Source organism: Candidatus Methanoperedens sp. (assembly GCA_027460535.1).
Lineage (GTDB): Archaea > Halobacteriota > Methanosarcinia > Methanosarcinales > Methanoperedenaceae > Methanoperedens.
This window is the reverse complement of record JAPZAR010000027.1, coordinates 181,897-206,066: the sequence shown is the minus strand read 5'-3', so window position 1 is coordinate 206,066 and position 24,170 is coordinate 181,897. Positions and strand designations below refer to the sequence as shown.

Here is a 24,170-nt window from a genome sequence, read left to right as displayed (position 1 = left end):
ATCTGGGCTCATCAATGATGGAGAACTATATTAAAATGCGGTCGAACAGGAATTAGCCGAATCAAAATCGCATTATTTCATAGAGCCTTTAATAAATTGACCGGGATCGATGTATGAACCGCATGCTATCGTTGCACCCACATTTATCATGCTGTTTATGCCGGTGTGAACATTGTCTCCCATAATCGCGCCCAATTTTCTCCTCCCTGAATCGAATCTCTTTCCTCCCAGTTCCACAAGTACAGTCCTTCCATCGTGCCGCAGATTCGCCACCTTTGTCCCTGCACCAAAATTGCAGCCCTCTCCGATGATGCTGTCCCCCACGTAGCTCAAATGCCCTATATGGGTTCTTTTCATCACTATGCTGTTCTTCACCTCTGCGGCGTTGCCGATCCTTGCGTAATCTCCAATGCTGGTAGCCGCCCTGATGTAGCAGTTGGGACCTATATCGCAGTTATCTCCGATGACCACGGGGCCCTCTATATATGCGCCGTTCCTTACGATGGTATCCTTGCCTATGGCTACTTTACCATTCAGTGTCACGTAACGTTCGACCTCGCCCCTTATCTCCCATTGTACTTCCTCTCCATCCATCAGGATCTTTTCATTGGCTTCGAGCAGGTGCCAGGGAAACCCTATATCCTGCCAGTGTTCAAGAGGCGTATAGCATACTTCTTTTCCTGAATCGATAATGAACTGGATGGAATCCGTGATCTCATATTCCCCGCGGGGGGAAGGAACCGTAGAATCAATAGCATCAAAGATGGACGGCTCAAAAACGTAGATACCCGCATTTGCAAGGTCAGAGCCAGGGTTTTTCGGTTTTTCGATTATTTTTTCCACTTTTTTCCCTTTAATGTACAGTATTCCGTAAGCTTCAGGATTTGCCACTTTCTTCGCAGCCAGAATAGCTTCCCCCTCAGCGTTAATGATTTTTTTGATATCAGATATTCCTGCGATCACATCACCATTGCTTACGAGAAACCTCCCATTAATGTGCTCTCTTGCTGTTTTTATGGCATCGGCAGTCCCATTTTGACTCTGCTGTTCGATGTATTCTATATTCACACCCAGACTTCTGCCGTTATCAAAATACTCGATTATTTTTTCCTTATGATATCCAACAACTATTAAGAAATCAATTATGCCAGCAGCTTCCAGGTTCAGGATTATATGTTCCAGAATGGGTTTATTCGCAATGGGCAGCATGACTTTGGGCATGTTCTCCGTGAGAGGGCCCATCCTCGTTCCTTTCCCCGCAGCAAGGATAACTGCCTTCAATCTATTGCCTCCTTTACGATTTTCTCTGCAATGGCATACAATTCATCGCACCGTGTCTCAGATTCAACCATCATTCTTATTTTTGGCTCGGTACCGCTGGGACGCACAAGGATCCACCCGTCAGGAAGGTCCACTCTTACGCCGTCAAGAGAACTAATATTGCCAAGCCCTCCCAATCCTTCAGCTATTCTTGCCATGGCCTCTTTTTTATCCTTGCACAGTAGAGCGCCCCTTTTTACAGGATACTCGGGTATAGAGGCCAGAAGTTCGCCGAAATCCCCTTCGCTCTCCACGATATCAACAAGCCTTGCGGCTGCATAGATACCGTCAGGACATAAGGATATCTTTGGAAAAATCCATGCCCCCGAGGGTTCACCGCCGAATTCCCCCTTTATCCGATTGAGTTCTTCCGCGACATATACATCCCCGACCTTAGTGCGCGAAATCCTTATCCCTGTGAGGAGGTCGTCAAGGACCCGTGATGTATCGACCGGCACTGCAATGGACTTTTTGGCTTCACGCACTGCAAAGAAGGCAAGCATCTTATCCCCGCTGACAAAAAGCCCTTTATTGTCAACGGCCATCATTCTGTCCGCATCTCCATCATGGGCGATGCCCAGGTCTGCCCCGGCAGATTTGACTGTGGATTTCAGCGTGCCAAGCGTCTCGTCCACGGGTTCGGGCTCCCTTCCCGGAAAATGCCCGTCTGGCTGGGAATTAAGGGTAATTACCTCACATCCAATCTCCCTCAACACATACGGAGTGATGACTGAAGCTGCGCCACTTCCACAATCAACCACGACTTTCAAACTCGAACTCTTAATATTTTTTAGTATAATCTTGCTGTGGTCTCTCAAAGCAGTTCCGATTTCTCGCAGATCGCCCGTTTTCTCCCAGCTTGCATACTTGAATCTTTCTTTCTTCAGTATGTCTTCGATTTCAGCCTGCTCTTTTGTCCCAAACGACATCCCTTTCTTGAAGATCTTCATCCCGATATACCGTGCGGGGTTATGCGAAGCTGTGACCATTATGCCGCAATCATGATCCCTTGAAGCAATAGCAAGTGTGGGTGTGGGGACCATACCTATCCTGGTCACCTCGCTTCCCGCCGAAAGCAAGCCAGATACAATTGCATTTTCTATCATCTCGCCCGCTATTCTTGGGTCATGTCCTATCACCACATCAGGGCAGATGCTACCCACCGCAAGCCCGAAATTGAGAGCCAGTTGTGGGGTTATTTCCCTATTTGCAATCCCTCGTATTCCTGAAGATCCGAACATCATTTCATTCCACTGTTACGCTTTTCGCAAGATTTCTGGGCTGATCTATAGAACAATTGCGTGCTTTTGCAATATAGTAAGAAATCAGTTGGACCACTACTGTTGAAAGCATGGGATAAAAAACCTCCTCAGTTGTTGGGACTCTTATAATCCAATCCACGAATTTCTCAATTTCGCTATCTTTCTCATCTGCAATTGCAAGCACTGAAGCTTCCCTTGCTTTTACTTCCTTGATGTTATTCACCATTTTATCGTAAGTCAACCCTCTGGTGGCTATCGCCACGACCGGTGTGTTTTTCGTTATCAAGGCAAGTGGACCGTGCTTGAGCTCCCCGGCAGGATAACCTTCTGCATGGATGTAGGAGATTTCTTTGAGCTTCAAAGCCCCTTCAAGTGCTATCGGATAATTCAGTGTGCGCCCTATAAAAAAGAAATCCAAAGATGATGAAAAATGCTCAGAATATTTTATTATGTTCTCCTTATTATTGAGGATTCGCGTTATCTGTCCTGGAATCTGTTTCATGGAGCCAAGCAATTGTTTCATCCTGTCTCTGCTGATATTGCCTTTTATCTTCCCGAAATAAAACGCCAGAAGATATAGCACCCCAAGCTGGGAGATAAAAGTTTTTGTCGCGGCGACACCTATTTCAGGCCCTGACCTTGTATATATAACGCTGTCCACTTCCCTTGTGATCGTACTTCCCATAACATTCGTAATTGCCAGGGTCTTACATCCTGAACTCTTGGCTTCACGAAGAGCAGCAAGTGTATCCGCAGTCTCTCCTGACTGGGATATGACAATGACCAGTGATCCGGGTGAAGAATGGGAATACCTGAACTCGGAGGCTATTTCAACATCTACATGAACCTGAGCAAATTGTTCGAACAGGTTCTTTCCGAGCAATCCTGCATTGAAAGATGTCCCGCAGGCAATAATGCTGATTCTTGATATTTCCATGATCTGAGTCTCTGTCAAATTCATACCTTCCAGAGAGATGGCCCCCTCCATTTCCGATATCCTGCCCGCGAAAGTCTCATGAAGTGCCCTGGGCTGTTCATGGATCTCCTTCAGCATAAAATGCTCATAACCCGATTTTTCAGCCGCCTCCAGATCCCAATGTATGATATGCTCCATTTTCTGAACAGGATTTCCACTGCTATCGATAATAGATACGCTTTCTGGGGTGATGGAGGCAACCTCCATGTCATTTAGATATATCATCTTACGTGTGTACTTCAAAATGGCAGGTACATCGGAAGCAACAAAATTCTCATTTTCACCCACCCCTATTACAAGAGGGCTGTCCTTTCTTGCAGCGACCAGTTCAGAGCCGGAAATGGCAGCTATAGCATAGGATCCCTTAACTTCTTTGAGTGCTGAGATCACTGCATCCGCAAGATTATTCTTATAATTATGGTTAATGAGATGCGCCAGAGCCTCGGTGTCTGTCTCGGATACAAACAAATATCCGGATTGTTGGAGTTTTTCCTTCAATTGCTGGTAGTTTTCAACAATTCCATTATGGACGACAGAAATATTTCCAGAACTGTGAGGATGTGCATTTACTTTATCAGGCTTGCCATGCGTTGCCCATCTGGTGTGCCCTATTCCAACGGTCCCATGTAAATCTGGTAGGCTCTTTTCAAGTTCAGAGATTTTCCCTTTGTCCTTGTACACCTCAATGCCACCTTTGTTAAGAATGGCAATTCCTGCAGAGTCATAACCCCTGTATTCTAATCGTTTCAAAGAGTCAATAAGTATGGGAGCAGCTTCCCTCCTGCCGCTGTATCCTACGATTCCGCACATATCAGACCACGATAGAACCAGGTGGAATATCTTTATGGATCGTTGTCCCGGTTTCGACACAACAGTTATTTGCTATAGTCTTCCCTGCTTTTATTGAGACCCGATTTGCTATGATATTGTCGTCTCCAATCACGGTCCCCAGCAAATCTGCCTTGTGTAACGTCCCTTTCAACTCGATCAAAAGGTCATGGCCTACTTCGGTTGAGAAATGCGGGCTAATATTGTTGTTAGCCCCTATAATGGAGTTGGATATGTATGAGTTGCTCCCAACACGTACATCATTCATTATTATGCTATTCTGAATTTCGGTTGATGAACCGATTGTGGTATTATCACCTATGGCCGTTGACGGCAAAAGGACGGTGTTGGGACCTATATCGCAGTTTCTCCCGATGATCACAGGTCCAATGATGTAACAACCCCCCCGTATGATACTGTTCACCCCCAATATCACATTTCCCTTTATAGAAACATTATTTTCAACGGTTCCTTTTAAGTCCCTCTTGCATTCTTCCAGAACTATAGAATTGGCTTTAAGGAAGTCCCATGAATGAACCGCATCTATCCACATGGATTTTGAGACTACCATGCTGACTTCCTTTCCATCAATTATCATTTGCTGTATCGTATCTGTAATTGCATATTCCCCCATTTCAGATAGCGGTGTTTTGTCTATCTCCTCGAAAATCCAGGGAGTGAATAAGTATGCACCAGCATTCACAAGATGGCTTACAACTTCTTTTGGTTTTTCCATTATTTTGGAAACCTTCCCATTCTTGGAAATTATAACTCCGTAGCCGTATGTCTGTTCTCGTTCGACGGCAAGCAGCGCGAATTCGCCTTTCTTTCCTGACAAAAGATCTGAAATGGTATCGGCATTAATGAGGTTATCTCCGTTCAGAACCAGAAAATCGCCGTCTATAGATTTCCGCACCTGTTTTATAGCATGAGCGGTGCCGAGTTGGGCATCCTGGGCCACGTAATTGATCTTCACGCCAAATTCAAGGCCATCTCCAAAATAATCCATTATCCTCTCCTTCTTGTATCCCACCACCAGGATAATTTCCTTTATATCATTTTCAAGAAGCGCTTGAATGATATGCTCTAGCAGAGGTTTATTTGCAACAGGTAACATGACCTTGGACCGGCTCGAAGTAAGCGGGCGGCAGCGCAGACCTTCCCCGGCTGCCAGAATTACTGCCTTCATGATTTTGCTTTCGCTGTTCATTTAAGATCCCTTATTATATAGTAAGTGCTGATTAGTTCAAGTACTTTCAGGCAAATAAATATTTCTCATTTATCATAAATTAAAAGAGATAACAGCCTGAATATGCATGACTACTTCAATTCGGTTTGGGAAGCATGCTGATAGTGTTTTTCTTCATCATTATAATAATAACCATTATTATTTTTTAACAGAGATAAATCTATATAGTATGTGGTTCAATTATTGATTGAAGGATGTTGTTAGTGGCATCCGTGTGGACGGCGATAATGTGGAATCTATGAATAACATTGCCATTATTCCTTCAATTGTTGAATCGTTTACAAATGGAAAGAGGATAGGAGGTACGAATGATGGAACTGCTTGCAATTAGATGTGCGAACTGTAAAAAAGAAATTTACGTGCAAGAGAGCTATATAAGAGAAAAGATGTTCTGTACCCTTGATTGCATGGATAATTATAATGGGGAAAAACCAGACAGCAGGATACTTAGCTGAATATCTAAGCATGGGACTGGATCTGATTTAATTCTCTGGGGAAGAATATTGGATCAGACCAGTTGATATATTTACCCTGTCAGGCGTTTACATGGGAGGAGCCTTTTTCTACTCTCTATAGCCCAGGCTTTAACATTCACAGAATAGCTCAAGCCTTTGCATGCATCACCATCCGCGATCATAATACCTTTTGATAGATATTCACAGTTTCTTGCGCACGCTTTTTCCAGTCATATTCTCGAAATGCCAAAATCCGGGCATTATCTCCGAGCTTCTGTCTCTCATTTTTATTATTTATCAGGTATTCCAATTTTTTTATGAAATCATCTAAATCTCCTGCCCGGGCAAGGAGACCGCCATTTCCGATGATCTTTTTCACTTCATCAAAATCGAAAGAAATAACCGGTTTTCCCATGCTTAGATATTCAAAAAGTTTCAAAGGATTCCACCAGAACCCGAGTTTATCAAAGTATTCGAATTCGGAGGCATCAAAAGGTGCCACACAGATATCAGACATGCTCAAATAGGCCGGTAATGAATTATAATTAACCGATCCCAAAAAGATCGTATTCTTCATCCCTGAATTTCTGATGTTTTCATATAGATACCCTGAACCGATCATTAAAAAATATACATCGCTGTATTTTTCCATGAGTATTCTGGCCATTTTCGGGATAAGATGCACACCATGCCACTTCCTGAAAGAACCGCTGAAGGCGATCACTATTGCATTTTCGGGTATACCGAGCCTTTTTCGGAGTGAGTGCGAATCAATTGGTCTGAATTTTGTGGTATTTACGCCATTTGGAACTACATATACGGGGACGTCAGTAACATTTGAGATTACTTTTTTCAATGTCTCTGTTTGAGTTATGATTGCATCAGCATGCTCAAACTGTCTTTTCCTGTCCTTTTCTGCTATCTTTATTAATGTCTTGCTTTTATAGGCCTCATCCTCTATGTATGGGCTGTTCACTTCCAAAATCCTTGGCGCACCTATCTTTTCCGAAATATGATATCCAAACGGGTTAGGCGAATGGAAACGTTCATGGATAATATCCGGATGAAACTCCTTTGTTTTATTATATACGGAATAGTAACTTAAAAAATTAAAGGGAACAAAAGGAATTAGGTAAGGTTTGAACCACAGGGTGAATCTCGCATAATCTAACTCCAAACCCTCAACTCGTTCGTTCCAGAGAAAAGGATTCAAAGCTCTCTTGATAGATGGTGCAACAAACAATTTTAAATCCACCAGCGATTTCAAATTTTTTGCCATTTCGATCGTATGGACAAAACCAGCTGTAGCCGAGGGTGAAAAAATATCAAATGCAAAAAAGGCAACTTTCATAATACTGATGTAAAAAGAGTCCTTTTCCTATAATAGTTTCTGCTTTGTATGGCTGTATTTGCATTTTCAATAGCCATGGCAATTATCAATACGGAATAGAATACTCTTGCTGTATTTTAGGGGATCAATTCCATGATATTGGCGGTGAATGAGGTTCCATAAGCCAAAAAATTCTATAATATCATTAAAATCATGAAGTGTAGCAATCGCTCTGTCGTCTGGCAGAATCTGTTGAACTTGTGCCCGTTATTTCGGCCCCGGAGCCATACTCAGGAAAGACCTAATATATTTGGAAATCAAATGAGGAGAAATGAAACTTTGTCTTATTAATCCCTCATGGACTACCGTGAAAGGTTATGAAGACAGTATTCGAGTACCTTTTCCACTCGGATTGGCATATATCGCTTCTTTTCTGCAGAGTCAAGGGATTGAGGTAAAGATTATCGATGCTCTGGCAGATGGTTGGCGTTCCAGGAATTATGAGCCAAATAATATCATAAGGGTAGGCCTTACGCATAATCAGGTCGTTGAAATGGTTTCAGGGTTTGCGCCTGATGCAGTGGGTATTTCGTGCATGTTCACGTCCCAATCCAACAATCTTCATGAATTGGCCGGTGCGATTAAAAATGAAATGCCGGATGTGCCAATAATAGCAGGGGGTGCACATGCTTGCGCAGTTCCACAAGATGTTCTGGGGGACCCCAATATAGATTTCGTGGTCCAGGGGGAAGGCGAATATACGATGCTTGAGCTCATGCGCCATCTGGAGGGAAGCGCTGATATCATGGAAGTTAAAGGGGTTCATTTGAAAAAAGAAAACAGGATGATTTTCACGGGGCCACGGCCGCCGATTCTGGACCTGGATTCACTCCCGCTGCCAGCTTATGAACTCCTCCCGATGAATGAATATTTCAAATCAGGAGAAATGGGACTTGCACCCAGGTCAGTCACCAATAAAAGATGGATTTCTGTAATTACCAGCCGGGGATGTCCCTACAGGTGCAACTTTTGTTCAGTCCATCAGGTAACAGGAAGGAAGTGGCGCTCAAGATCACCGGATAACGTTCTTGATGAAATTGAACATGTCACAGGAAAATATGGTGTTAAACATATTTTCTTCGAGGATGACAATCTTACGTTTGACACATCGAGAGCAGAAACCTTATTTAAAGGATTAATTGATAGAAAGATTGACATAACCTGGGAAACCCCTAATGGCGTCAGAGCCGATAGGCTTACCCCCAATCTCGTTGACGTTATGAAAAGATCTGGATGCACAGGACTGACAATAGCAGTGGAATCCGGAGACCAGGATTTTCTATATAATACCATAAGGAAGAATCTCGATCTTAAAAAACTGGAAACCGCCGCAAAAATCATAAAAGATAAAAAAATTGATCTGTGCGCATTTTTCATAATAGGAATTCCGGGGGAAACGGAAACTACTGTTAGGAAGACAATAAATTTTTCGCGGAAACTGGCAAGGAATGGTGTCCGTCCGTATTTCAATATCGCTGTTCCCCTGATGGGGACAGAGATGTATTTGGATGCAATGGCTAAAGGATATTTGGTGAAAGAGAAAATTGAACCTGCAGATTACCTGATGGCAATGCAGAAGCCCTTACTCCATACAAAAGATTACGACCCGGCAAAACTACTGGCATGGAGAAAAGAAGCAATGATGGCTGCTGCACTGGAATTGGTAATACACAACCCGTCTTCCCTTTTCGCATCGGAAACATTCTTAAGGCTGAAAAGACAACCTTTTACCATACTAAGAAATATCAAAATACTATTCCGGGGCACTTGCTAACATCCCGCAGATCGATTTTCAGGCTGAATATATTTTTATGAGTTTGTCTGTAACATCATCCCAATCCGGCATTTCTCTCGGAGTTATTTTTTTGCTGCTCTCGATAGCCTCTGCCAGGGCTTTCATGTCGATTGGATAGCTTAGTCCCACGCAACCTTTCCCATCAACAAATTCTTCCAGTGCTCCTCCAATCGCCACGATACAGGGGGTACCGCATGCGAGTGCCTCAGCAACCGTTATCCCGTAAGCCTCAAATATAGAAAGATTAACAAAAACATCAGCCGATACAAAGTGCGATAGCAGTTCATCTCTTTTGATGTCCTTTAGCCAATCAATCCTGTTATTTACGTCAAATCTCAGGGCTAATTCGCGCAACTTTTTCTCATATATCCCCTTCCCTATCAACTTGAGACGATAATCTTTCAATAGGGGCAGCACTTCTATTAGATATTGTACACCCTTGTAGGATTCCATTCGTCCCACATAGAGAATAATCTTTGATTGTTTTTTTAATTCTCCTATAATTTTAAACTCTTCCCGGTTTAATCCATTGGGGATATGAACGAGCTTTGAAGGTGAAACTTTAAAATCATTCTCAATAAGTTTCAATTCGAATTTTGACACGCATATTACTTTATCCGCCTTTTCAAATATAGATCGTCCAACCCAAAGGTAGGGTTTGAGGAGCAGGTTTCTAAGATAGGAATAGCTGCCACCGTGGTAATGAGGTGTAAAAATGAATTTTCCCCTTGAGGCGGCGGATGCAAAGAGGGCCGGAAATGCATGATAATTATGGGCATGCACTATGTCATAGTGCCGGTTCTTCAGGTACCAGTACACTTGAGGCGCAAAATAGAAAGCATTCCTTGGTGCAAACGACTTGAAACGCGTAATTTTTATCCCGTTATGATTTTCATGCGTTGGATATTTCCATGCTGGATCGGTACATATGACCTCAACGTCAAAACCACGCTTCGCAAGACGTTCACTGATTTCGCTGACATGTGTTTCCACCCCGCCGATATCAGGATAGTACCTGTGGCATACCATAGCGATTCTAATCATGTTTCAGGTATGCACCCCTGAGTTCCTGGTCTATCTCCCAGGTTCCATTGGAATCCTTTCCGAATATCAGGCTCAATCCGCCCACAAGAAGCGATATCTGTGTATCAAGAAAAGAATAGATGGGTTCGAGAATTGAAAGTCTGTTGGCCTGACCAAGATAAATAAAAATTAGAAATAAGATCAATGCTGTTGCTGAGAATATCGGGTCAAAAAGGTAGAGCATATATATCGTGATCAAGAAAAGCAGCGATATCAAATATGGGGAAAATATCATCATGAAATAATTCATCGGGAACACGAGTTTTCCGTAATTTCCAAATCTTGGATTGAAAAGCACGTCTCTGTGGCGCAGCAGCAGCCTGATAAGCCCTTTCCCGCGCCTGTCCTTTTGCATCCTTCTTTTGAAAAACGCACTCTGGCTGGCCTCATAAAATATGATTTCAGGGTCGATGATAGTCCTGTACCCCTGCTTTCGCACCTTAATTGCGAGTTCGCTGTCATCTGCCACTGAATCCGCATCTACGGATTTTATGAGTTCCTTCCTGTATGCCGAGAAAGGGCCGTGGAAGATTATTGTGGAGTCGATCCAGGATTCCGCGATCTGCACCCTGGATTGGAGCGACCTGTAACCCACCTCGACCTTGGATTCATTGATCACTTCCTGCTTACCTGTGACACCGCCTATTGTTGGATCTGCAAAATCGGCCGCAACTTTTAGGAGTGCATTTTTTTCAAGCATACTGTCGCAATCTGTTTTGATCACTATTTGATTCAGTGCTGCAGCATAAGCAGTGTTCAGTGCCGTTGCCAGGCCTTGTCTTTCCTGAGTTATCAATCTTATGCCGCTGGACCTTTTTCGATATTCTTCTATTATTTCACGTGTTCCATCTGTGGATGAATCGATTATTACGACCTCAAGTAATTCCTGAGGATAATCCATTTTGAAAATATTATCCAATTTTTTGGCTATGAGCACTTCTTCGTTGTATGTCGGAATAACGATGGATATTGTCGGTCTATTGTCTTTGCGTTTGGCCGGTGAACCACAGCGTCCGTATTTGAGAATAAATCCTATGTATATTAAATAGGGTATCGCGATTAAGATAAACAGCACAATTGGTATTGTCAGATTCATTTGAATATTCCCTTGTTGGTCGTATTTATCTAAAAGGTTACTCATTATTCAGGAATGGCTACAAAAAAGACACGATTTGTCAAGTTCCTGCAACAACCATTAATATTATCTCTCTCCTTCTGGGAACAAATGAAAGATGCTTTAAGGAAGACCAGTGATGGCGTCATTCTGGACCTTGAAATATCTCCGGGCGCCAAGGAGACTTCGGTGCATGGGTATAATCCATGGAGGCGCCGCATTGAGGTTCGTATTTCAGAAAAGGCGCAGAAAGGAAAGGCCAATGCCGAGCTAATTTCGTTTTTCTCAAGGTTGTTCAAGGTTAATACAGGCAACATCCAAATAATCAAAGGCTTAGCGAGCAGTAAAAAATCCGTGAAGATCATCGGGGCAGAGGCTCCTGAAATTCTGGAGATTCTGATTCAAAAATGAATATCAGGATACTTGAAGACATAGAGCGTCTTGAACAGCTCGATAAGATCTTATCAGACCTCAGGGAGCGTGCTGACAACGGGGCCGTTATCATAGTGGAGGGCAGGAAAGATGCGGAATCGCTCTCGCGCCTCGGGTTAAAAGGGGACATAATATTCGCTTCACAGCAGCCCCTGCTTGAGTTGACAGAGAAGTTATCCAGGAAAGATAAAGAGATCATTTTGCTGACCGACTGGGATAAAAAAGGGGGCATGATAGCGCGTAAGATAATCAAGTACCTTCTCAACTATGGCATCATGCCGAACACGGAAATTCGCGGGAGGATAAGGGCTCTGGTGAAAAAAAGGATCAAGGATATCGAAAGCCTCAGCAATTATGTCAACAGGTTGAGAGACGAACTTCATGGTACATTTTAAAAAAATTAAGACCACAATGTTTTTAAAGGTATTCATACAATTTAGTATTGACTTGCATAGATGCAATAAGATATCCATCCATGCAAATAATCATCCATAGAAAAGTAGTTAGATACTCATAATCATAAGGACTCACGAATCAGACAGTGACCCTAATAACAATGTTGACTTTCATTACCGTCATGGGACTAAAAATAATAAATGCTGATATTGACAGCTTTGGTTAGTTCTACATAAAAACCAGATCCCGACGAATGAAATTCTTTTCTAACTGCTATTCACAGGGAGGGTACTATATATGCAAAATTCAGACACGACAAAATATATCATTCATGCTAAAATAAAGGCAGACGGAGTAATAGAGCGACCTGACGTTATCGGGGCAATATTCGGACAGACCGAAGGTTTAATAGGGGCAGATCTTGACCTCAGGGAACTTCAGAGGAGCGGACGGATCGGAAGGCTTGAAGTCAATATCAAATCGAACATGGGTAAATCATTGGGAACGATAGAAATACCATCGAGCCTTGATAAGGTCGAGACTGCAGTGCTCGCAGCGAGCCTTGAGACTATCGACAGGATAGGACCCTGTATCGCTAACATTAACATCGCTAAAATCGAAGATGTGAGGACATCAAAAAGGAAAAAAGTCATAGACCGTGCGAAACAGATCCTTTCTGAAATGTTCGACGAAATGCTGCCGGAGAGCCAGGAAATCACTGACGAGGTCAGGCAATCCCTCAGGATAGAAGAGATCACGACATTCGGAAAGGAAAATATCCCGATGGGGCCGAATGTTCTTAATTCCGATGCGATAATCGTGGTCGAGGGACGTGCAGATGTGTTAAACCTGCTGCGATACGGTATTAAGAACTCTATCGCCGTAGGAGGCACGAATGTCCCCCAATCAGTAGCAGAGCTCTGCAAGAAAAAGACGGTCACGGCTTTCACCGATGGGGACAGGGGTGGAGAGCTCATAATCAAAGAACTTCTCCAGGTTGCGGATGTTGATTTCATTGCCCGCGCTCCCGATGGCAAAGGTGTCGAAGAGCTTGTGCAGAAGGAGATCATGAAATCGCTAAGGCAGAAAATACCTGTCGAGCAGGCGTTTGATTATTATCAGGTCAGCAAGAAGAGAAGAGTTGCTATCATGGAGGCAACCAGGAAAAAGACTTCAGGGAAGGGCGAACCCTCGGTTTCCGAGGAATTAGAAATGCAGCCTTCAAGGGAAGAACCGGTTGAACAGGCGCCTGAGCCTGAAAGGCCAAAGATAGCCGAAGAACCTGAAGTTAGGGAAAAAGAGAGCAAAGGAGCTTTCCAGGAACATATAGTTCAATTAAGTGGAACTCTGAGCGCCAGGTTGCTCGATGAAAGCAACAATATTATAAGCGAAGTGCCCGTTCGTGATCTTGCAAGCGCGCTGAAAGAATTCAACGGCAATATCAGAAGCGTTGTATTTGATGGCGTGATAACCCAGCGTATAGTGGATATCGCCTCGGAAAAGGGTATCACGAATCTTGTAGGTGCGAAGCTTGGAAATGTCGTAAAAACCCCGGCATCATTGCATATTGAAACCTCAAGTGACCTGTAGGGATTTAGATGTGGGTAGAACCCTATCCAGATTTTACCCCTGAAAAACCCCTGTTTGTGTGCATACTGGCAAATACGGAGACGGCTAAAATACCGAATATCTCCGCGGCAGGCAGATCCCCCGAACTCACGGATTATACGCCTGCAGCGGATGCTGAACTCGTGGAAACGGGTAACGCTATCAGTATCACTGAACCTGCTATGACGCCCTCGGGCGCGCCCACGCCGGCTGTATTGACCAGGGCATCGATGCTGCTAACCGGAATCCCTTCTATTTTTATAAATTCAGGACTGCGCATCAGGCCGAAAGTACCAACGATTGACCTTAATGCACTGCCAGGCGGAGATATCCGGAAAGGACACGCTGTGGCCGATGCCTTTGACATCTATAAGAAAGCAGAGGCTCTGGGTAAAAAATTCGGAAAACTCTCGGATTTTGTGATAATAGGAGAGAGCGTGCCGGGTGGAACAACGACCGCCATGGGGGTAATGAATGCCCTGGGCTATGACGGCAGGGTATCATCAAGTTTCCCGGATAATCCTCTCGGCATTAAAGAAATGGCAGTGAACGAAGGTATGAAAAAGGCAGGCATATCATTTGGTGATTTAAGAAATAATCCGCTTCGAGCCGCAGAGTGTCTTGGTGACCCGATGATGCCTGCTGCTGCCGGACTCGTGAAAGGCCTCGGGGTAAAAGCAGTCCTCGCTGGTGGAACACAGATGGTCTCGGTGTTGAGCATCATTAAATCACTTGGCTTGAAAAGCGATGTCTCCATAGCCACCACATGTTACGTTGCGCGAGACCCAACCGCAAATTTCAGGGAAATGACTGAACTTTTGGGTTACCAGGCATTTGCAGCCGATCCTGGCTTTGGGAGTTCGAGAATTGCCGGACTTCGGATGTACGAGAACGGTGATGTAAAAGAGGGAGTAGGCGCAGGTGGCGCCATGTTCGCGGCTGGAATGATGGGATTTACCCAGAAAGAATTCAGAGAAAAAGTTGAAGAGGTGTGGGACAGTATTTTTACGGTTTCATGATTTCCCTATCGATCTCGGAAACCAGTTTCTTCATTTTTTTGCACCATTCGTCGATATTCCCGAGGATCTGCTCTTTCATCCTGGCCGGCTCAAGTGCTATATACTCATAAAAATATCCACCTGTGTGGATGGTTTTGGTTTCACGATGGACGAGGCCGCATCCTATTAAGTTCTGCAGCGAACGATAAGCTGTGCTTCGCTCTCTTTTTAAAATTTCTCCAAGATGCTCTGCCGTCATTGGGCCCTTCGTAACGAGCGCCTTGTATGCTTCTATATCGATGTTCTTGAGTCCGAGGATACACTTTGCGATGTCGTCGCATTTGAAATCCCCCCGGATCATTTCAGGGATTGACCGTGGCATAATGATCACGTGTTTTGTACATTTAGTCCAAAACCTATCTATACCTGTAAGCATAAATAGATTGTGAATGCCAGTTGACGGTTTTATAACAGTAATGGGTTGTATGAAATGCGGCAAATGCGACAGCGTGTGCGATGCAGAAGCTTTGGACCGGATCGATGGCATTGCCAGGATAACCCAAGATAAATGCAATCTATGCATGCGTTGTGTTGTAATGTGCCCGAACAAAGCCCTGCGATTTCTTGATTGAAGGCATCACAATAATTTTATAACACCCTGTTACCATTATACAGACTTGCGCTTTAAGCGTGAGGTGAGAATATGGAAATAATAAATGCAGTTGTAGGGATCATACAATTAGTTATTGCCATTATACTTGCAGTCGTTGCATTGTATATTGGGTTTTCAGTGCTGGGAAAAATAACTAAAGGAATAGATGAAGAAAAAGAGATAGCTAAGGGCAATGTCGCGGTAGGCATTCTTGTCGCATCAGTCTTTATCGCCATCGGTATCGTGGTGCAGTCAGGTGTTTCAGGTATCTCGATAGGGATATCCCAGGCCCTGAAAGCAGGTATAATGTCGGGCGCGGGCATAGCGATAATTATTGTTAGCATTGTCCAGTTGATACTGGGAATAGTGCTTGCAATAGTTGCAATATATCTTGCATTGAATATCCTGGACAAATTGACCAAGGAAATCGAGGAATTCGAGGAACTCAAGAAGGGCAATGTCGCAGTTGCGCTTGAAATGGCTGGTGTAATAATCACAGTTGCGATTATCATTCAGTCGGGAGTACTGGGTATAACGGCAGCGTTGATCTAAGTTATACCTTTTTTTCTTTTTTTTATTCAATAATATTTAACTTCAACGATATATTTTTCTGCCAGCGCAAGTATCCTTGCGGTCAATTCATCACCTTGCATACTGATTTTCTGTCTACCTTCCATCAAATTCTCAGATAACTTCTTCCCCACGATGTCGTCGAACCCTTCTCTGACGCGGATGATAACAGAACCTGCAGGTACTGCCGCGTCTTCAAGTATGCAGTCCAGGTCCCCATCCGTGATCCCGATGACCGGTATCCCAAAGCGGGTCAGAATGTCGGAAGCTATCGATGTGGTGTCATCTCCAATGGTTATGACAAGATTTGCATCCCTTATCAGCTCGAATGTAGATTCAGCACAATGGTCGATAATGACTGCCACACTTTCTGATATTCTACGCGGGACTTCTTTGATCCTCGGACTATGCCGGGTTCTCCTTATGTATCCTGTCTTCACACGCGCAGTGAACAGGTCTGTACTCCTGTTCTTTAGCTTTTCAATACCGTGAGGCTTTATTTTACCGGCGCGAAGCTCAACGACCTGGCCATCCCTGCATACTATTTCCGGGTCTTGTCCGGTTACCTCGCCTATCACTATCCCATCGAGGCGGATGTTCTCCCCTGGAAATGCCCCGCAGATTCGCCTGACTATTGTATTGCCTTCGGCTCTGACATACAGCGGTGTGATGCTTTCCTTCTCGACCGTGAGGTCGTAATTTCCATCGTGGAGGATTTTTCTGGCGTATTCGGCGCAATATCTGGCCCGTGAATCATGATAGAATACCCTCCCGCTGCTGTCGGGGCGCTCAATATGAATGAAAGGAATCGACGGTTTCAGTTTCGACGCCACCAGCCGGCCGAAATGCCTCCCGGTCTCCAATGTTTTACCGTGGTTGAGCAGGATCGCAAGATCGATGCAGTGCGCCAGGTCGTTTATTGTCTCACTCGGCGTGAGTCCCTGGGAGATGTCGATAACATCTTCAAGCTCTGCATCAAGCACAGCCGTTCGCCCCATGGTGCCGCCGAGCTTCGCTATCACATTATGATCTCTCTTGAATATGTCTATTATCTTCTTTGCCGAACCTACATCAACGATCTCAGGGCCGTGCAGGACTATACCTATGCGCATATTATTATTGATTTGATTTTGCAGGATAAAGATTTAAGCATCAAAAAAGAATTATTGATCATGAAACTCACGGATATTCTTATTGCGATCATCGCCCTGGTTCTTGCTTATTTTATAATACAAATTTTATGGGTTTTATTGACCCTAACATTTTTTGTCATAAAGATAGTGGTGATATTGATAGTTGCTTACATAGTTTATTTATTTATAAAAAAGGTATTGTGAATTTATCCCGGCTTTATCGATGGTTTTAATGAAGATTATAGTTAAAAACTAAACATTTTATACTTATCTTTGCGACCTTTGCGCTCTCTGCGGTGAATAAAATCAGAACCGCAAAGCACGCCAAGAACGCAAAGTGTTTCATAAAATAAGTATCGAAAATTAGGTTCTTAACCATAATTAGATGTAAAATAGTGTTTTTTGACGATTTTTTTAATTATCAATGCACTCATTGAGACAAAGGTAAACGAATTATTGAAGAAAGGGTACCCGGAAGTCCGAAAAGTGTCACCAGTTTTCTCCGAAGATGGTGTTTAATACCCTGCGTTTTTCCAGCTTATCTTTCATGAAAGCGGTGCAATAAGTTATCGTTCAAAATAGTTGGGAATATTGATCAAAAATCTTATCCATAGTTCGAGCGCAACTGTTATATATTATAATGATTTAATAATTAAATTAGAGGGGAAAAACAAGTGGAGGTTGGTATGCAGATAAGACCAGTATCGGGTTGTGCGATAGGCAAAGGCATGTTTGCTTCATTTGCCGGTTATGAAGAGACCGACATATTGCCTATAAGCCTGGTGACCGAGTGCAGGCAGAAACTCACAAAAAACTGCGGCATCAATACATGCCCGAGATTCCGGACAGGGATTATGGGTTCGCATAAGATATCCTGGCGGAAGGAAGGGGCAAAAATTTAACAGGAAACCGCAGATTATTGTATGGCCATGCGCGCATTGAGGAGCGTAGGGACTGTCGCCCAACCTCACGCACTAAGTACGCCGTCTGCCCTTAGGTGGTGTGCGAGATTGTCCCGCAACCTGGAGGGCGGCGTGCTTATGGCGGCGCACGTCTAACTTCTATGATTCCTTCTTAGAAAAACTATATCTATGTATGAATTATTAAAGAGATTCTGTGCAATTATTTATTGGCGAATTATTAAAACAATTAAATGGAGAATTTCCAGAATATGTTACTGTAGGTGTTCTTCGCAAATCAAACAACGATATTGATAGCACAATTCATGAAGCGAAAAGAAGAGATTTGATAGTATATCCTAACTATAAATCTGTTTTCAATAATCAAGATAAAATTACAATAAGCATCAAGGGATTTGAGTTTCTTAATCAAATATTGATTAAAGAGACATTAGAAGAATTAAATAAATCTGTTCGAAATTTTGAAATGTCCAGTAATAATTCTTCTAAAAACATAGAGACTGCAATAAGTAACTTAAACGATTCGATTAAAAAATTTAATGAATCGAGTGATAATTTCTCAAAAGGTATTAGCTTTCTAACTGTGATTCTTATAGTTTTTACCATTGTTCTGATACTTTTAACACCAGATACCTCTTTCTCCATTTGGAAGAAGACGGAAATAATGGTATTAGTTGTTGTAATAGCTTGTTTTGGGTTCTATTTTTTTGTTGTTAAACAGCAACCATTCTTATGGTTTAGAAGCAAAATGCGAAAATTGAGTGAATTAGGAAAAAAGGAATTTGATTATTATTTGAATTTAGGACTTGTGCTTCTTGTTTCGTACTTTGCAGTATACCCATTTTTTATGGATTATTTTGATAAGGAACGACAAGCTAGAGCTGTATGGGCTGCTGCATTTTCGGTCGTTTTCGTTGGTCTCGTTCTTATTGTTATGCTTTTTATTGTTAGAAATCAAGTAACAAAGGATTCAAAAAACTTGGAGAAATGAAGTAACAAAAAGAAAAGTTTTGAATTAAATTGAAACGGCCACCAAATTTCGATAAGTATATTTGCTTAGGATTCTTATTACCCGCCAATTCCAAAAAAGTGGATAATTTCTAAAAAAAAGGATAATTCTCACTAGAATTGCCTGCAGTAATAACGATTATCCACTAGTGGAAAGAACCGGGCTCGTGGTCTAGTCGGTTATGACGTCGCCTTGACATGGCGGAGGTCCGGAGTTCGAATCTCCGCGGGCCCATTATTTTTACAGTAAGGTTCCCTTACTTCGACAGCTTTCCTGAGGAGTTCTTTTATTTCAAATACTGTCGCTCCCTCATCTATTTCGATAAGGTTATCATTCCGCATCAGGCATGTCTTCAACTTCCCGCTTGATGTTACCCTCAGTCTGTTGCAGTTGGCGCAGAATTTCGAATTGTCTATAGGCCTTACAAGCTCGACCTCGATCCCGTCCACAAAATATTTTTTCCTGCGGTGCAATTCACGCTCCCTGACGGCAGATGCCCTTGATTCCAGCATTCTCTCCACACTATCAATATCAACCATGAATTGAGCCAGATTTTTAAAATTCATCAGCTCGATGAGCTGCAGGATAACATTTCCATCATAACCCGCCGCAAACTCAATAGCATTTTCTATCTCATTCTCATTGATGCCTTTCAATAGAACCATGTTGAGCTTGATCGGGGTCAATCCGGTATCTACAGCCGCATTGATCCCTTCAATTACCGCGGGAAGCCGCGATGACCCCGTTATTGCCCTGTAATGTTCCTCATTCAACGAGGGAAGACTGATGTTCACCCGGTCAAGGCCTTTATCCGCTAACGAAGCTGCTCTCACTGAGAGCAATACTCCGTTTGTTGTGGCGGATATGTCCTTCAAAGGAGGCAATCCCGCAATAATATCTTCAAAATCGTTTCTCATTAAAGGCTCACCTCCCGAGAATTTTACTTTTCCCACGCCGAATTCAGTTGCGGCTCTCACGATTTTTGCCGTAGTATCAGGGGATATTTCCCGGAGAGAGCTCTCTTTATCCCCTTCTTCGTGGCAGTAAATGCACCCCAGGTTGCATCTCCGGGTTATTGAAATACGAAGGCTTGATATGGTCCTGCCGAAATGGTCTGTGAGCGTGGCATTCATGAATGTTCATTTCCAATGTTCATTGGAGTAATAATCTTTTCTTTTAATCGTGATTGTAAAATCCTTGGTGTTACAATATAATAGATCGCAAATAAGCTATCATGAATCTGCGTTCATCTGCGTTTATCTGCGGTTTTTTATTTTCATATATTTCATGATAGCCCCAAAACCAAACTTTTTTATAGTCTCTTTTAATCCGGCAGGATTCGAACCATTGCCGCGAAGGCCTTGCATGAATTCGATCTTTGTGCCAATCATTGACAATTCGTCAGTTCCCCTGATACTCATGTTATCAATTCATTTGCTCAGGATAAAAGTAGCCCGGGCAGGATTCGAACCTACGTCGCAAGGTCCAGAGCCTCGCATGATTGACCGCTACACTACCGGGCTTCGGGGCGTAAATAATAGCTTTTTACGTATTAATCTATCGGAAATGCCAGAATTCCGACTGGACTTTTTTTACTTCATCTATCCTTTCTCTTACCCTGGCGCCCGGCATTGCTTCTTTCCTTTCGGGTTCCTTTCCCAGGAACACTTCGAGCACAGATGCAACTGAGCGTGCCAGCAGGTCGAGATCGTATCCTCCTTCCAGCACCGCAGCAAGCTTCCCATCGCATGTTTTTTCGGCTATGGATTTTACGATAGAAGCAAGAACCGCAAAACCATTCACACTCATCCTCATCTGGGCCAGACCGTCATTGGAACAGGCATCCTGTCCGGCTGAAATAAGCACCATATCGGGTTTGAACTCGAGCGCCGCAGGAAGAAGTATTTCCTCAAATGCGGCAATGAATCCGGAATCATCCGTGCCAGCGGGCAGAGGCACGTTGATGTTGTACCCTTTTCCTTCCCCTATCCCGACCTCATCCAGCCATCCTGTTCCAGGGTAGTGGGGGTACTGATGCGTCGAGAAATAAAGCACCGTGGGGTCGTCGTAGAAAGACTCCTGCGTACCATTGCCGTGATGCACGTCCCAGTCCACGATGAGCACGCGTTTTTTCCCTCTTTTCTGAGCATGGCGCGCTGCAATGGCAATATTGTTGAAAATGCAGAATCCCATTCCCCTGCCGGGTGTGGCGTGGTGGCCGGGAGGACGCACGAGCGCGAATGAGCTATCTAACTTATCAAGAACGGCATCCACTGCCGTGACGGCGCCGCCTGCGGCCAGCAATGCGACATTGTATGAGGCTTTGCACAGGACGGTATCCGGGTCAAGCGGGATCTCAAGTTCAGAATACTTTCTGGCTTTTTCTATATAGTCGGGAGAGTGAATATACTGGATTTCAGAAGGTGTTGCACTCCGTGGCTCTATCAGGGAGAGTTGTTCTATCATCCCTGTTCTTTCCAGGTGGGAAAGTATTGAAAGAAGCCTCTCTTTTCTCTCGGGGTGCGTCCCTGTATCGTGGTTCAGGTAATCCGGATGGTAGATTATCCCGGTGCGGTCCATAATTAATTAAAAACAGTAAAAAATCTTTGCGTTCTGGTAAACGCCTGATGCATTGAACACGGATGAGATGGATTTCCACGGATAATTTTAATCCATGTCATCTATGCGATCCCTGTTTTATCGTAATTGTTCAGGTATCAACGCCATAATTCGCACCAGGAACGCCAAAAAGATAATTACGCTAACCGCTCACCCGCGCGGGGCCCATAGGTAGCATCGTAGATCTCTTTCACGTGGAATATGAAGGCCGCTTTTCCGGGCAGCTTCTTGGAGTCAGCCATCTCTTTTGCAGATGTGAACTTTGCGCCTTTGTTCTCGATATCCACGGTCCCTTTTATCTGGTAGGATTTCTTGGCATCGCCATCATATGCTACAATGGCCATATTGGGATTGGCTTCTATGTTCTTTCGTGTTTTGTTGAAGAAATTATCCACGAACAGTATGGTCTCGTCATCCAGGATCTTCCACATGGTAACGAACACAACATTCGGTTTCCCACTCTTATCCGCTGTGGCTATGGGCAGCGGTTTTTGCTTTCCGACAACTTCCTTTATTTCAGGAGGCATTTTCACCATAATTTATCACCTTTTTTCATTTTAGTATGCTTTTGGTATAAAGGTTTTGATTTTTTTTTCATTCGAGGTTATTTTCTCATTTCGCTCTACATTTTCAGTGTACGACGCCAATATCGCTGACCAGATACTCAAAGAAAGCACTTCCTTGCTCTGTATCTCCCTTGTATTTGATCGATGCTTTTTTCGGCTGGAAAGCCATGAAATCAACAAACCCGGCCAGATTAGAGGGACTTGATTTATTAAAATCTATTACACTTTCCGCATTCAGTGCGACCTTCAAATTTGGAGTTGAGAATACGACTGTTTCAGGCCTTTTTCTGTTAAACGCAGACTCATTGACCCAGCCAGTTTCTGATATGGTTATATCCTTCGTCGAGTACTTCGCAAGCACTTTTCCATTCTGCTTGTCAAGCAACGTGAGGTGCTTATACGAATAATTCTCGTAGCCATCATCAAGACCTCTCATGGCATACCCGACCACCTGATAATTTTTCGTTGTCACTTCGAACCAGTTCCACCCATGCATGTCCATTGCCCATGGCCCCCTGCTCACGGGTATCATGTGATCCATATATCCTTCGGCGCGGGTTACCGTGTACCTTTTCCCGTTTATGGTTATTGAACCATGAAGGGTGCCGTATGAATGTTCGTATGTAGTGAAGTTAAGAGGACTGTTTGCATGGTACACTGTCTTCTTTACATTTGTCTGAAATAAAAGATCCATATCCACATTTGTTTGAACAGATGCATATTCCAGATTGTACCCACCAAGTGGCGAACCCTTTATTTGCTTTAAACCGTCAGGGTACCTGTAATACACATAAGGCGTATGAAGTGAGATGAACTGGCTGACGTTATCCCGCGGAACGAATGTCTCAACATAATTGAAGACGGGTTCGGATTTGTTGAAATAAAGCCCATGAAAAGTCAGAAGTTGAGAGTACCCCCTGAATAGTGGAGACTCCTGGTGTGCGAGTACTGCAAAGAACCCCGCATCCTTTATTTCCCCGTCTGATGAAACTAACGTAGCCTTCCCGTTCAGGTACCACCATTCGGCCATAAAATTTACCCCGAAATCTGTTTCCAGATGCCCGCCCTCTGTAAAGTCCACTTTTTCCACATCAGCAGATGCGGGTACGGAAAGCAATATGCTCATTGCAAATATTGCCAACATGATCTTACTTATTTTAGTTTTCATTTTGTATCCCACCATATTATTTCCAATGTGCGCTGCCACGCCAGGCACGCATCCTGGATCTTAAGAATCTTCTTTATTTTTTTGGAATATTAATTTTTCCGTCCAAAAGAAGCGCTATTGAATACAATAATGAGTTATAAAGATCAAAAGATAGGGGGTATTAATACACATCATCCGGTAATTGATATGAAGAATGTTTAAAGAAGATGATTTCGATAAAAAAATATCCATAAAGTTCCTGCAGACCCTGAACAGGCATCTTCCCGTTAAGAGAAAGACCCTGAAAGTGCTGCTCGCTGAAAATAAGCCGGAAGTAAGGAACCTTGACGGTACCGTACATTTTTTCGATAAAAAAGAGCTTGCGAAACTTGCCTCTATTGTGCCGGAATGGGAGCATGACAGGCTTCGGCTTCCAATCTATCTTGAGATGAGTTCTGCGATGGAGAGAGGGTCTATCAGGGTTTCTGGAAGGATTGAGTGCATGATAATTGCGGGACTTCTGGAACAGGGGAAAAAAAGTACAGAGGAGAGGGATTCCATGACGATTTATTATCCACATTTGTTGAAGATACGGAAGGAGCTCTCTACAACGACGCAGTTTATGTTTACAATATAAGTTAATGTAGG

Annotated in this window: 25 protein-coding genes, 2 tRNA genes and 1 pseudogene; 13 read left to right on the top strand and 15 right to left on the bottom strand. The window is 43.4% G+C overall.

Annotation, left to right across the window (positions count from 1 at the left end):
- Nucleotides 1-72 precede the first annotated feature (72 nt).
- The 4 genes from O8C65_12430 to O8C65_12415 are packed head-to-tail and all read right to left on the bottom strand — an operon-like array spanning nt 73 to nt 5,596.
- Nucleotides 73-1,281, bottom strand: coding sequence for a sugar phosphate nucleotidyltransferase (locus O8C65_12430; GenBank protein MCZ7357728.1), 1,209 nt, complete (start codon nt 1,279-1,281; stop codon nt 73-75).
- Nucleotides 1,278-2,564, bottom strand: a complete 1,287-nt coding sequence (gene glmM / locus O8C65_12425) for a phosphoglucosamine mutase (protein MCZ7357727.1) — start codon at nt 2,562-2,564, stop codon at nt 1,278-1,280. The genes O8C65_12430 and glmM overlap by 4 nt, the downstream gene beginning before the upstream one ends.
- Before the next feature lies 1 nt (nt 2,565).
- On the bottom strand, nt 2,566-4,368 hold the full coding sequence (gene glmS, locus O8C65_12420) for a glutamine--fructose-6-phosphate transaminase (isomerizing) (GenBank protein MCZ7357726.1): 1,803 nt from the start codon (nt 4,366-4,368) through the stop codon (nt 2,566-2,568).
- Nucleotide 4,369: 1 nt separating this feature from the next.
- The gene (locus O8C65_12415) at nt 4,370-5,596 is read right to left on the bottom strand and encodes a sugar phosphate nucleotidyltransferase (GenBank protein ID MCZ7357725.1); all 1,227 of its coding nucleotides are present in this window, start codon (nt 5,594-5,596) and stop codon (nt 4,370-4,372) included.
- A gap of 226 nt (nt 5,597-5,822) precedes the next feature.
- On the opposite strand from O8C65_12415, the gene O8C65_12410 reads away from it, so the two are divergent.
- Both O8C65_12410 and O8C65_12405 read left to right on the top strand, forming a co-directional pair.
- Nucleotides 5,823-5,966, top strand: a complete 144-nt coding sequence (locus O8C65_12410) for a hypothetical protein (GenBank protein MCZ7357724.1) — start codon at nt 5,823-5,825, stop codon at nt 5,964-5,966.
- The gene (locus O8C65_12405; GenBank protein ID MCZ7357723.1) at nt 5,944-6,090 is read left to right on the top strand and encodes a hypothetical protein; all 147 of its coding nucleotides are present in this window, start codon (nt 5,944-5,946) and stop codon (nt 6,088-6,090) included. Before O8C65_12410 ends, O8C65_12405 begins: the two co-directional genes overlap by 23 nt.
- A gap of 178 nt (nt 6,091-6,268) precedes the next feature.
- Here the strand turns inward: O8C65_12405 and O8C65_12400 are convergent, their stop codons facing one another.
- The gene (locus O8C65_12400; protein MCZ7357722.1) at nt 6,269-7,441 is read right to left on the bottom strand and encodes a glycosyltransferase family 4 protein; all 1,173 of its coding nucleotides are present in this window, start codon (nt 7,439-7,441) and stop codon (nt 6,269-6,271) included.
- A gap of 310 nt (nt 7,442-7,751) precedes the next feature.
- Between O8C65_12400 and O8C65_12395 the strand changes: the two genes are divergently transcribed.
- Nucleotides 7,752-9,254 carry a radical SAM protein gene (locus O8C65_12395; protein MCZ7357721.1) on the top strand — a complete coding sequence of 501 codons (1,503 nt, stop codon included), beginning with the start codon at nt 7,752-7,754 and terminating at the stop codon, nt 9,252-9,254.
- A gap of 18 nt (nt 9,255-9,272) precedes the next feature.
- On the opposite strand, the gene O8C65_12390 is transcribed toward O8C65_12395, so the two are convergent.
- Together O8C65_12390 and O8C65_12385 are read right to left on the bottom strand one after the other, a co-directional pair.
- Nucleotides 9,273-10,319 (bottom strand): glycosyltransferase family 4 protein, encoded by a 1,047-nt coding sequence (locus tag O8C65_12390; protein MCZ7357720.1) that lies wholly within the window; start codon nt 10,317-10,319, stop codon nt 9,273-9,275.
- On the bottom strand, nt 10,312-11,454 hold the full coding sequence (locus tag O8C65_12385) for a glycosyltransferase (protein MCZ7357719.1): 1,143 nt from the start codon (nt 11,452-11,454) through the stop codon (nt 10,312-10,314). Before O8C65_12385 ends, O8C65_12390 begins: the two co-directional genes overlap by 8 nt.
- Nucleotides 11,455-11,583: 129 nt before the next feature.
- Between O8C65_12385 and O8C65_12380 the strand changes: the two genes are divergently transcribed.
- The 4 genes from O8C65_12380 (at nt 11,584) to O8C65_12365 (ending at nt 14,927) form a co-directional block, all read left to right on the top strand.
- Nucleotides 11,584-11,883, top strand: a complete 300-nt coding sequence (locus tag O8C65_12380) for a DUF167 domain-containing protein (GenBank protein MCZ7357718.1) — start codon at nt 11,584-11,586, stop codon at nt 11,881-11,883.
- A complete protein-coding gene (locus O8C65_12375; GenBank protein MCZ7357717.1) occupies nt 11,880-12,299 on the top strand; it encodes a toprim domain-containing protein in 420 nt (139 codons plus the stop codon). The genes O8C65_12380 and O8C65_12375 overlap by 4 nt, the downstream gene beginning before the upstream one ends.
- Before the next feature lie 298 nt (nt 12,300-12,597).
- Nucleotides 12,598-13,890 (top strand): DNA primase DnaG, encoded by a 1,293-nt coding sequence (dnaG, locus tag O8C65_12370; GenBank protein ID MCZ7357716.1) that lies wholly within the window; start codon nt 12,598-12,600, stop codon nt 13,888-13,890.
- Nucleotides 13,891-13,898: 8 nt separating this feature from the next.
- On the top strand, nt 13,899-14,927 hold the full coding sequence (locus O8C65_12365; protein MCZ7357715.1) for a TIGR00303 family protein: 1,029 nt from the start codon (nt 13,899-13,901) through the stop codon (nt 14,925-14,927).
- Here O8C65_12365 and O8C65_12360 read toward each other — a convergent pair.
- Nucleotides 14,914-15,288 (bottom strand): TrmB family transcriptional regulator, encoded by a 375-nt coding sequence (locus O8C65_12360; GenBank protein MCZ7357714.1) that lies wholly within the window; start codon nt 15,286-15,288, stop codon nt 14,914-14,916. The genes O8C65_12365 and O8C65_12360 overlap by 14 nt on opposite strands.
- Nucleotides 15,289-15,355: 67 nt before the next feature.
- Between O8C65_12360 and O8C65_12355 the strand changes: the two genes are divergently transcribed.
- Both O8C65_12355 and O8C65_12350 read left to right on the top strand, forming a co-directional pair.
- Nucleotides 15,356-15,538, top strand: coding sequence for a 4Fe-4S binding protein (locus tag O8C65_12355; protein MCZ7357713.1), 183 nt, complete (start codon nt 15,356-15,358; stop codon nt 15,536-15,538).
- 71 nt (nt 15,539-15,609) lie between these two features.
- Nucleotides 15,610-16,110, top strand: a complete 501-nt coding sequence (locus O8C65_12350) for a DUF350 domain-containing protein (protein ID MCZ7357712.1) — start codon at nt 15,610-15,612, stop codon at nt 16,108-16,110.
- A 26-nt stretch (nt 16,111-16,136) separates the two neighbouring features.
- On the opposite strand, the gene O8C65_12345 is transcribed toward O8C65_12350, so the two are convergent.
- Nucleotides 16,137-17,240, bottom strand: a complete 1,104-nt coding sequence (locus tag O8C65_12345) for a DUF2117 domain-containing protein (GenBank protein MCZ7357711.1) — start codon at nt 17,238-17,240, stop codon at nt 16,137-16,139.
- A 707-nt stretch (nt 17,241-17,947) separates the two neighbouring features.
- Here O8C65_12345 and O8C65_12340 point away from each other — a divergent pair.
- The 3 genes from O8C65_12340 (at nt 17,948) to O8C65_12330 (ending at nt 19,424) form a co-directional block, all read left to right on the top strand.
- Nucleotides 17,948-18,163, top strand: a complete 216-nt coding sequence (locus tag O8C65_12340; protein ID MCZ7357710.1) for a hypothetical protein — start codon at nt 17,948-17,950, stop codon at nt 18,161-18,163.
- A 214-nt stretch (nt 18,164-18,377) separates the two neighbouring features.
- Entirely contained in the window at nt 18,378-19,172 is a 795-nt protein-coding gene (locus O8C65_12335; protein MCZ7357709.1) for a hypothetical protein, read from the top strand.
- Between the two features lie 178 nt (nt 19,173-19,350).
- Nucleotides 19,351-19,424, top strand: a tRNA-Val gene (locus tag O8C65_12330).
- Between the two features lie 11 nt (nt 19,425-19,435).
- Here O8C65_12330 and moaA read toward each other — a convergent pair.
- The 6 genes and pseudogenes from moaA to O8C65_12300 form a co-directional block, all read right to left on the bottom strand.
- Nucleotides 19,436-20,323: pseudogene (gene moaA, locus O8C65_12325) on the bottom strand (GTP 3',8-cyclase MoaA).
- Between the two features lie 123 nt (nt 20,324-20,446).
- Entirely contained in the window at nt 20,447-20,611 is a 165-nt protein-coding gene (locus O8C65_12320) for a hypothetical protein (GenBank protein MCZ7357708.1), read from the bottom strand.
- A gap of 29 nt (nt 20,612-20,640) precedes the next feature.
- Nucleotides 20,641-20,713, bottom strand: a tRNA-Gln gene (locus O8C65_12315).
- A gap of 34 nt (nt 20,714-20,747) precedes the next feature.
- Nucleotides 20,748-21,770 (bottom strand): histone deacetylase, encoded by a 1,023-nt coding sequence (locus O8C65_12310; GenBank protein MCZ7357707.1) that lies wholly within the window; start codon nt 21,768-21,770, stop codon nt 20,748-20,750.
- A gap of 176 nt (nt 21,771-21,946) precedes the next feature.
- On the bottom strand, nt 21,947-22,345 hold the full coding sequence (locus O8C65_12305; protein ID MCZ7357706.1) for a pyridoxamine 5'-phosphate oxidase family protein: 399 nt from the start codon (nt 22,343-22,345) through the stop codon (nt 21,947-21,949).
- Between the two features lie 94 nt (nt 22,346-22,439).
- Nucleotides 22,440-23,543, bottom strand: a complete 1,104-nt coding sequence (locus O8C65_12300; GenBank protein MCZ7357705.1) for a hypothetical protein — start codon at nt 23,541-23,543, stop codon at nt 22,440-22,442.
- 193 nt (nt 23,544-23,736) lie between these two features.
- Between O8C65_12300 and O8C65_12295 the strand changes: the two genes are divergently transcribed.
- On the top strand, nt 23,737-24,159 hold the full coding sequence (locus tag O8C65_12295) for a DUF61 family protein (GenBank protein MCZ7357704.1): 423 nt from the start codon (nt 23,737-23,739) through the stop codon (nt 24,157-24,159).
- Nucleotides 24,160-24,170: the final 11 nt, after the last annotated feature.

Coding starts and splice junctions, on each gene's coding strand:
- glmM (MCZ7357727.1), bottom strand. CDS start 2,564: ATGATGTTCGGATCTTCAGGAATACGAGGGATTGCAAATAGGGAAATA.
- glmS (MCZ7357726.1), bottom strand. CDS start 4,368: ATGTGCGGAATCGTAGGATACAGCGGCAGGAGGGAAGCTGCTCCCATA.
- O8C65_12415 (MCZ7357725.1), bottom strand. CDS start 5,596: ATGAACAGCGAAAGCAAAATCATGAAGGCAGTAATTCTGGCAGCCGGG.
- O8C65_12405 (MCZ7357723.1), top strand. CDS start 5,944: ATGATGGAACTGCTTGCAATTAGATGTGCGAACTGTAAAAAAGAAATT.
- O8C65_12400 (MCZ7357722.1), bottom strand. CDS start 7,441: ATGAAAGTTGCCTTTTTTGCATTTGATATTTTTTCACCCTCGGCTACA.
- O8C65_12395 (MCZ7357721.1), top strand. CDS start 7,752: ATGAAACTTTGTCTTATTAATCCCTCATGGACTACCGTGAAAGGTTAT.
- O8C65_12390 (MCZ7357720.1), bottom strand. CDS start 10,319: ATGATTAGAATCGCTATGGTATGCCACAGGTACTATCCTGATATCGGC.
- O8C65_12385 (MCZ7357719.1), bottom strand. CDS start 11,454: ATGAATCTGACAATACCAATTGTGCTGTTTATCTTAATCGCGATACCC.
- O8C65_12380 (MCZ7357718.1), top strand. CDS start 11,584: ATGAAAGATGCTTTAAGGAAGACCAGTGATGGCGTCATTCTGGACCTT.
- O8C65_12375 (MCZ7357717.1), top strand. CDS start 11,880: ATGAATATCAGGATACTTGAAGACATAGAGCGTCTTGAACAGCTCGAT.
- dnaG (MCZ7357716.1), top strand. CDS start 12,598: ATGCAAAATTCAGACACGACAAAATATATCATTCATGCTAAAATAAAG.
- O8C65_12365 (MCZ7357715.1), top strand. CDS start 13,899: ATGTGGGTAGAACCCTATCCAGATTTTACCCCTGAAAAACCCCTGTTT.
- O8C65_12360 (MCZ7357714.1), bottom strand. CDS start 15,288: ATGCCACGGTCAATCCCTGAAATGATCCGGGGGGATTTCAAATGCGAC.
- O8C65_12355 (MCZ7357713.1), top strand. CDS start 15,356: ATGCCAGTTGACGGTTTTATAACAGTAATGGGTTGTATGAAATGCGGC.
- O8C65_12350 (MCZ7357712.1), top strand. CDS start 15,610: ATGGAAATAATAAATGCAGTTGTAGGGATCATACAATTAGTTATTGCC.
- O8C65_12345 (MCZ7357711.1), bottom strand. CDS start 17,240: ATGCGCATAGGTATAGTCCTGCACGGCCCTGAGATCGTTGATGTAGGT.
- O8C65_12340 (MCZ7357710.1), top strand. CDS start 17,948: ATGCAGATAAGACCAGTATCGGGTTGTGCGATAGGCAAAGGCATGTTT.
- O8C65_12320 (MCZ7357708.1), bottom strand. CDS start 20,611: ATGAGTATCAGGGGAACTGACGAATTGTCAATGATTGGCACAAAGATC.
- O8C65_12310 (MCZ7357707.1), bottom strand. CDS start 21,770: ATGGACCGCACCGGGATAATCTACCATCCGGATTACCTGAACCACGAT.
- O8C65_12305 (MCZ7357706.1), bottom strand. CDS start 22,345: ATGGTGAAAATGCCTCCTGAAATAAAGGAAGTTGTCGGAAAGCAAAAA.
- O8C65_12300 (MCZ7357705.1), bottom strand. CDS start 23,543: ATGAAAACTAAAATAAGTAAGATCATGTTGGCAATATTTGCAATGAGC.
- O8C65_12295 (MCZ7357704.1), top strand. CDS start 23,737: ATGTTTAAAGAAGATGATTTCGATAAAAAAATATCCATAAAGTTCCTG.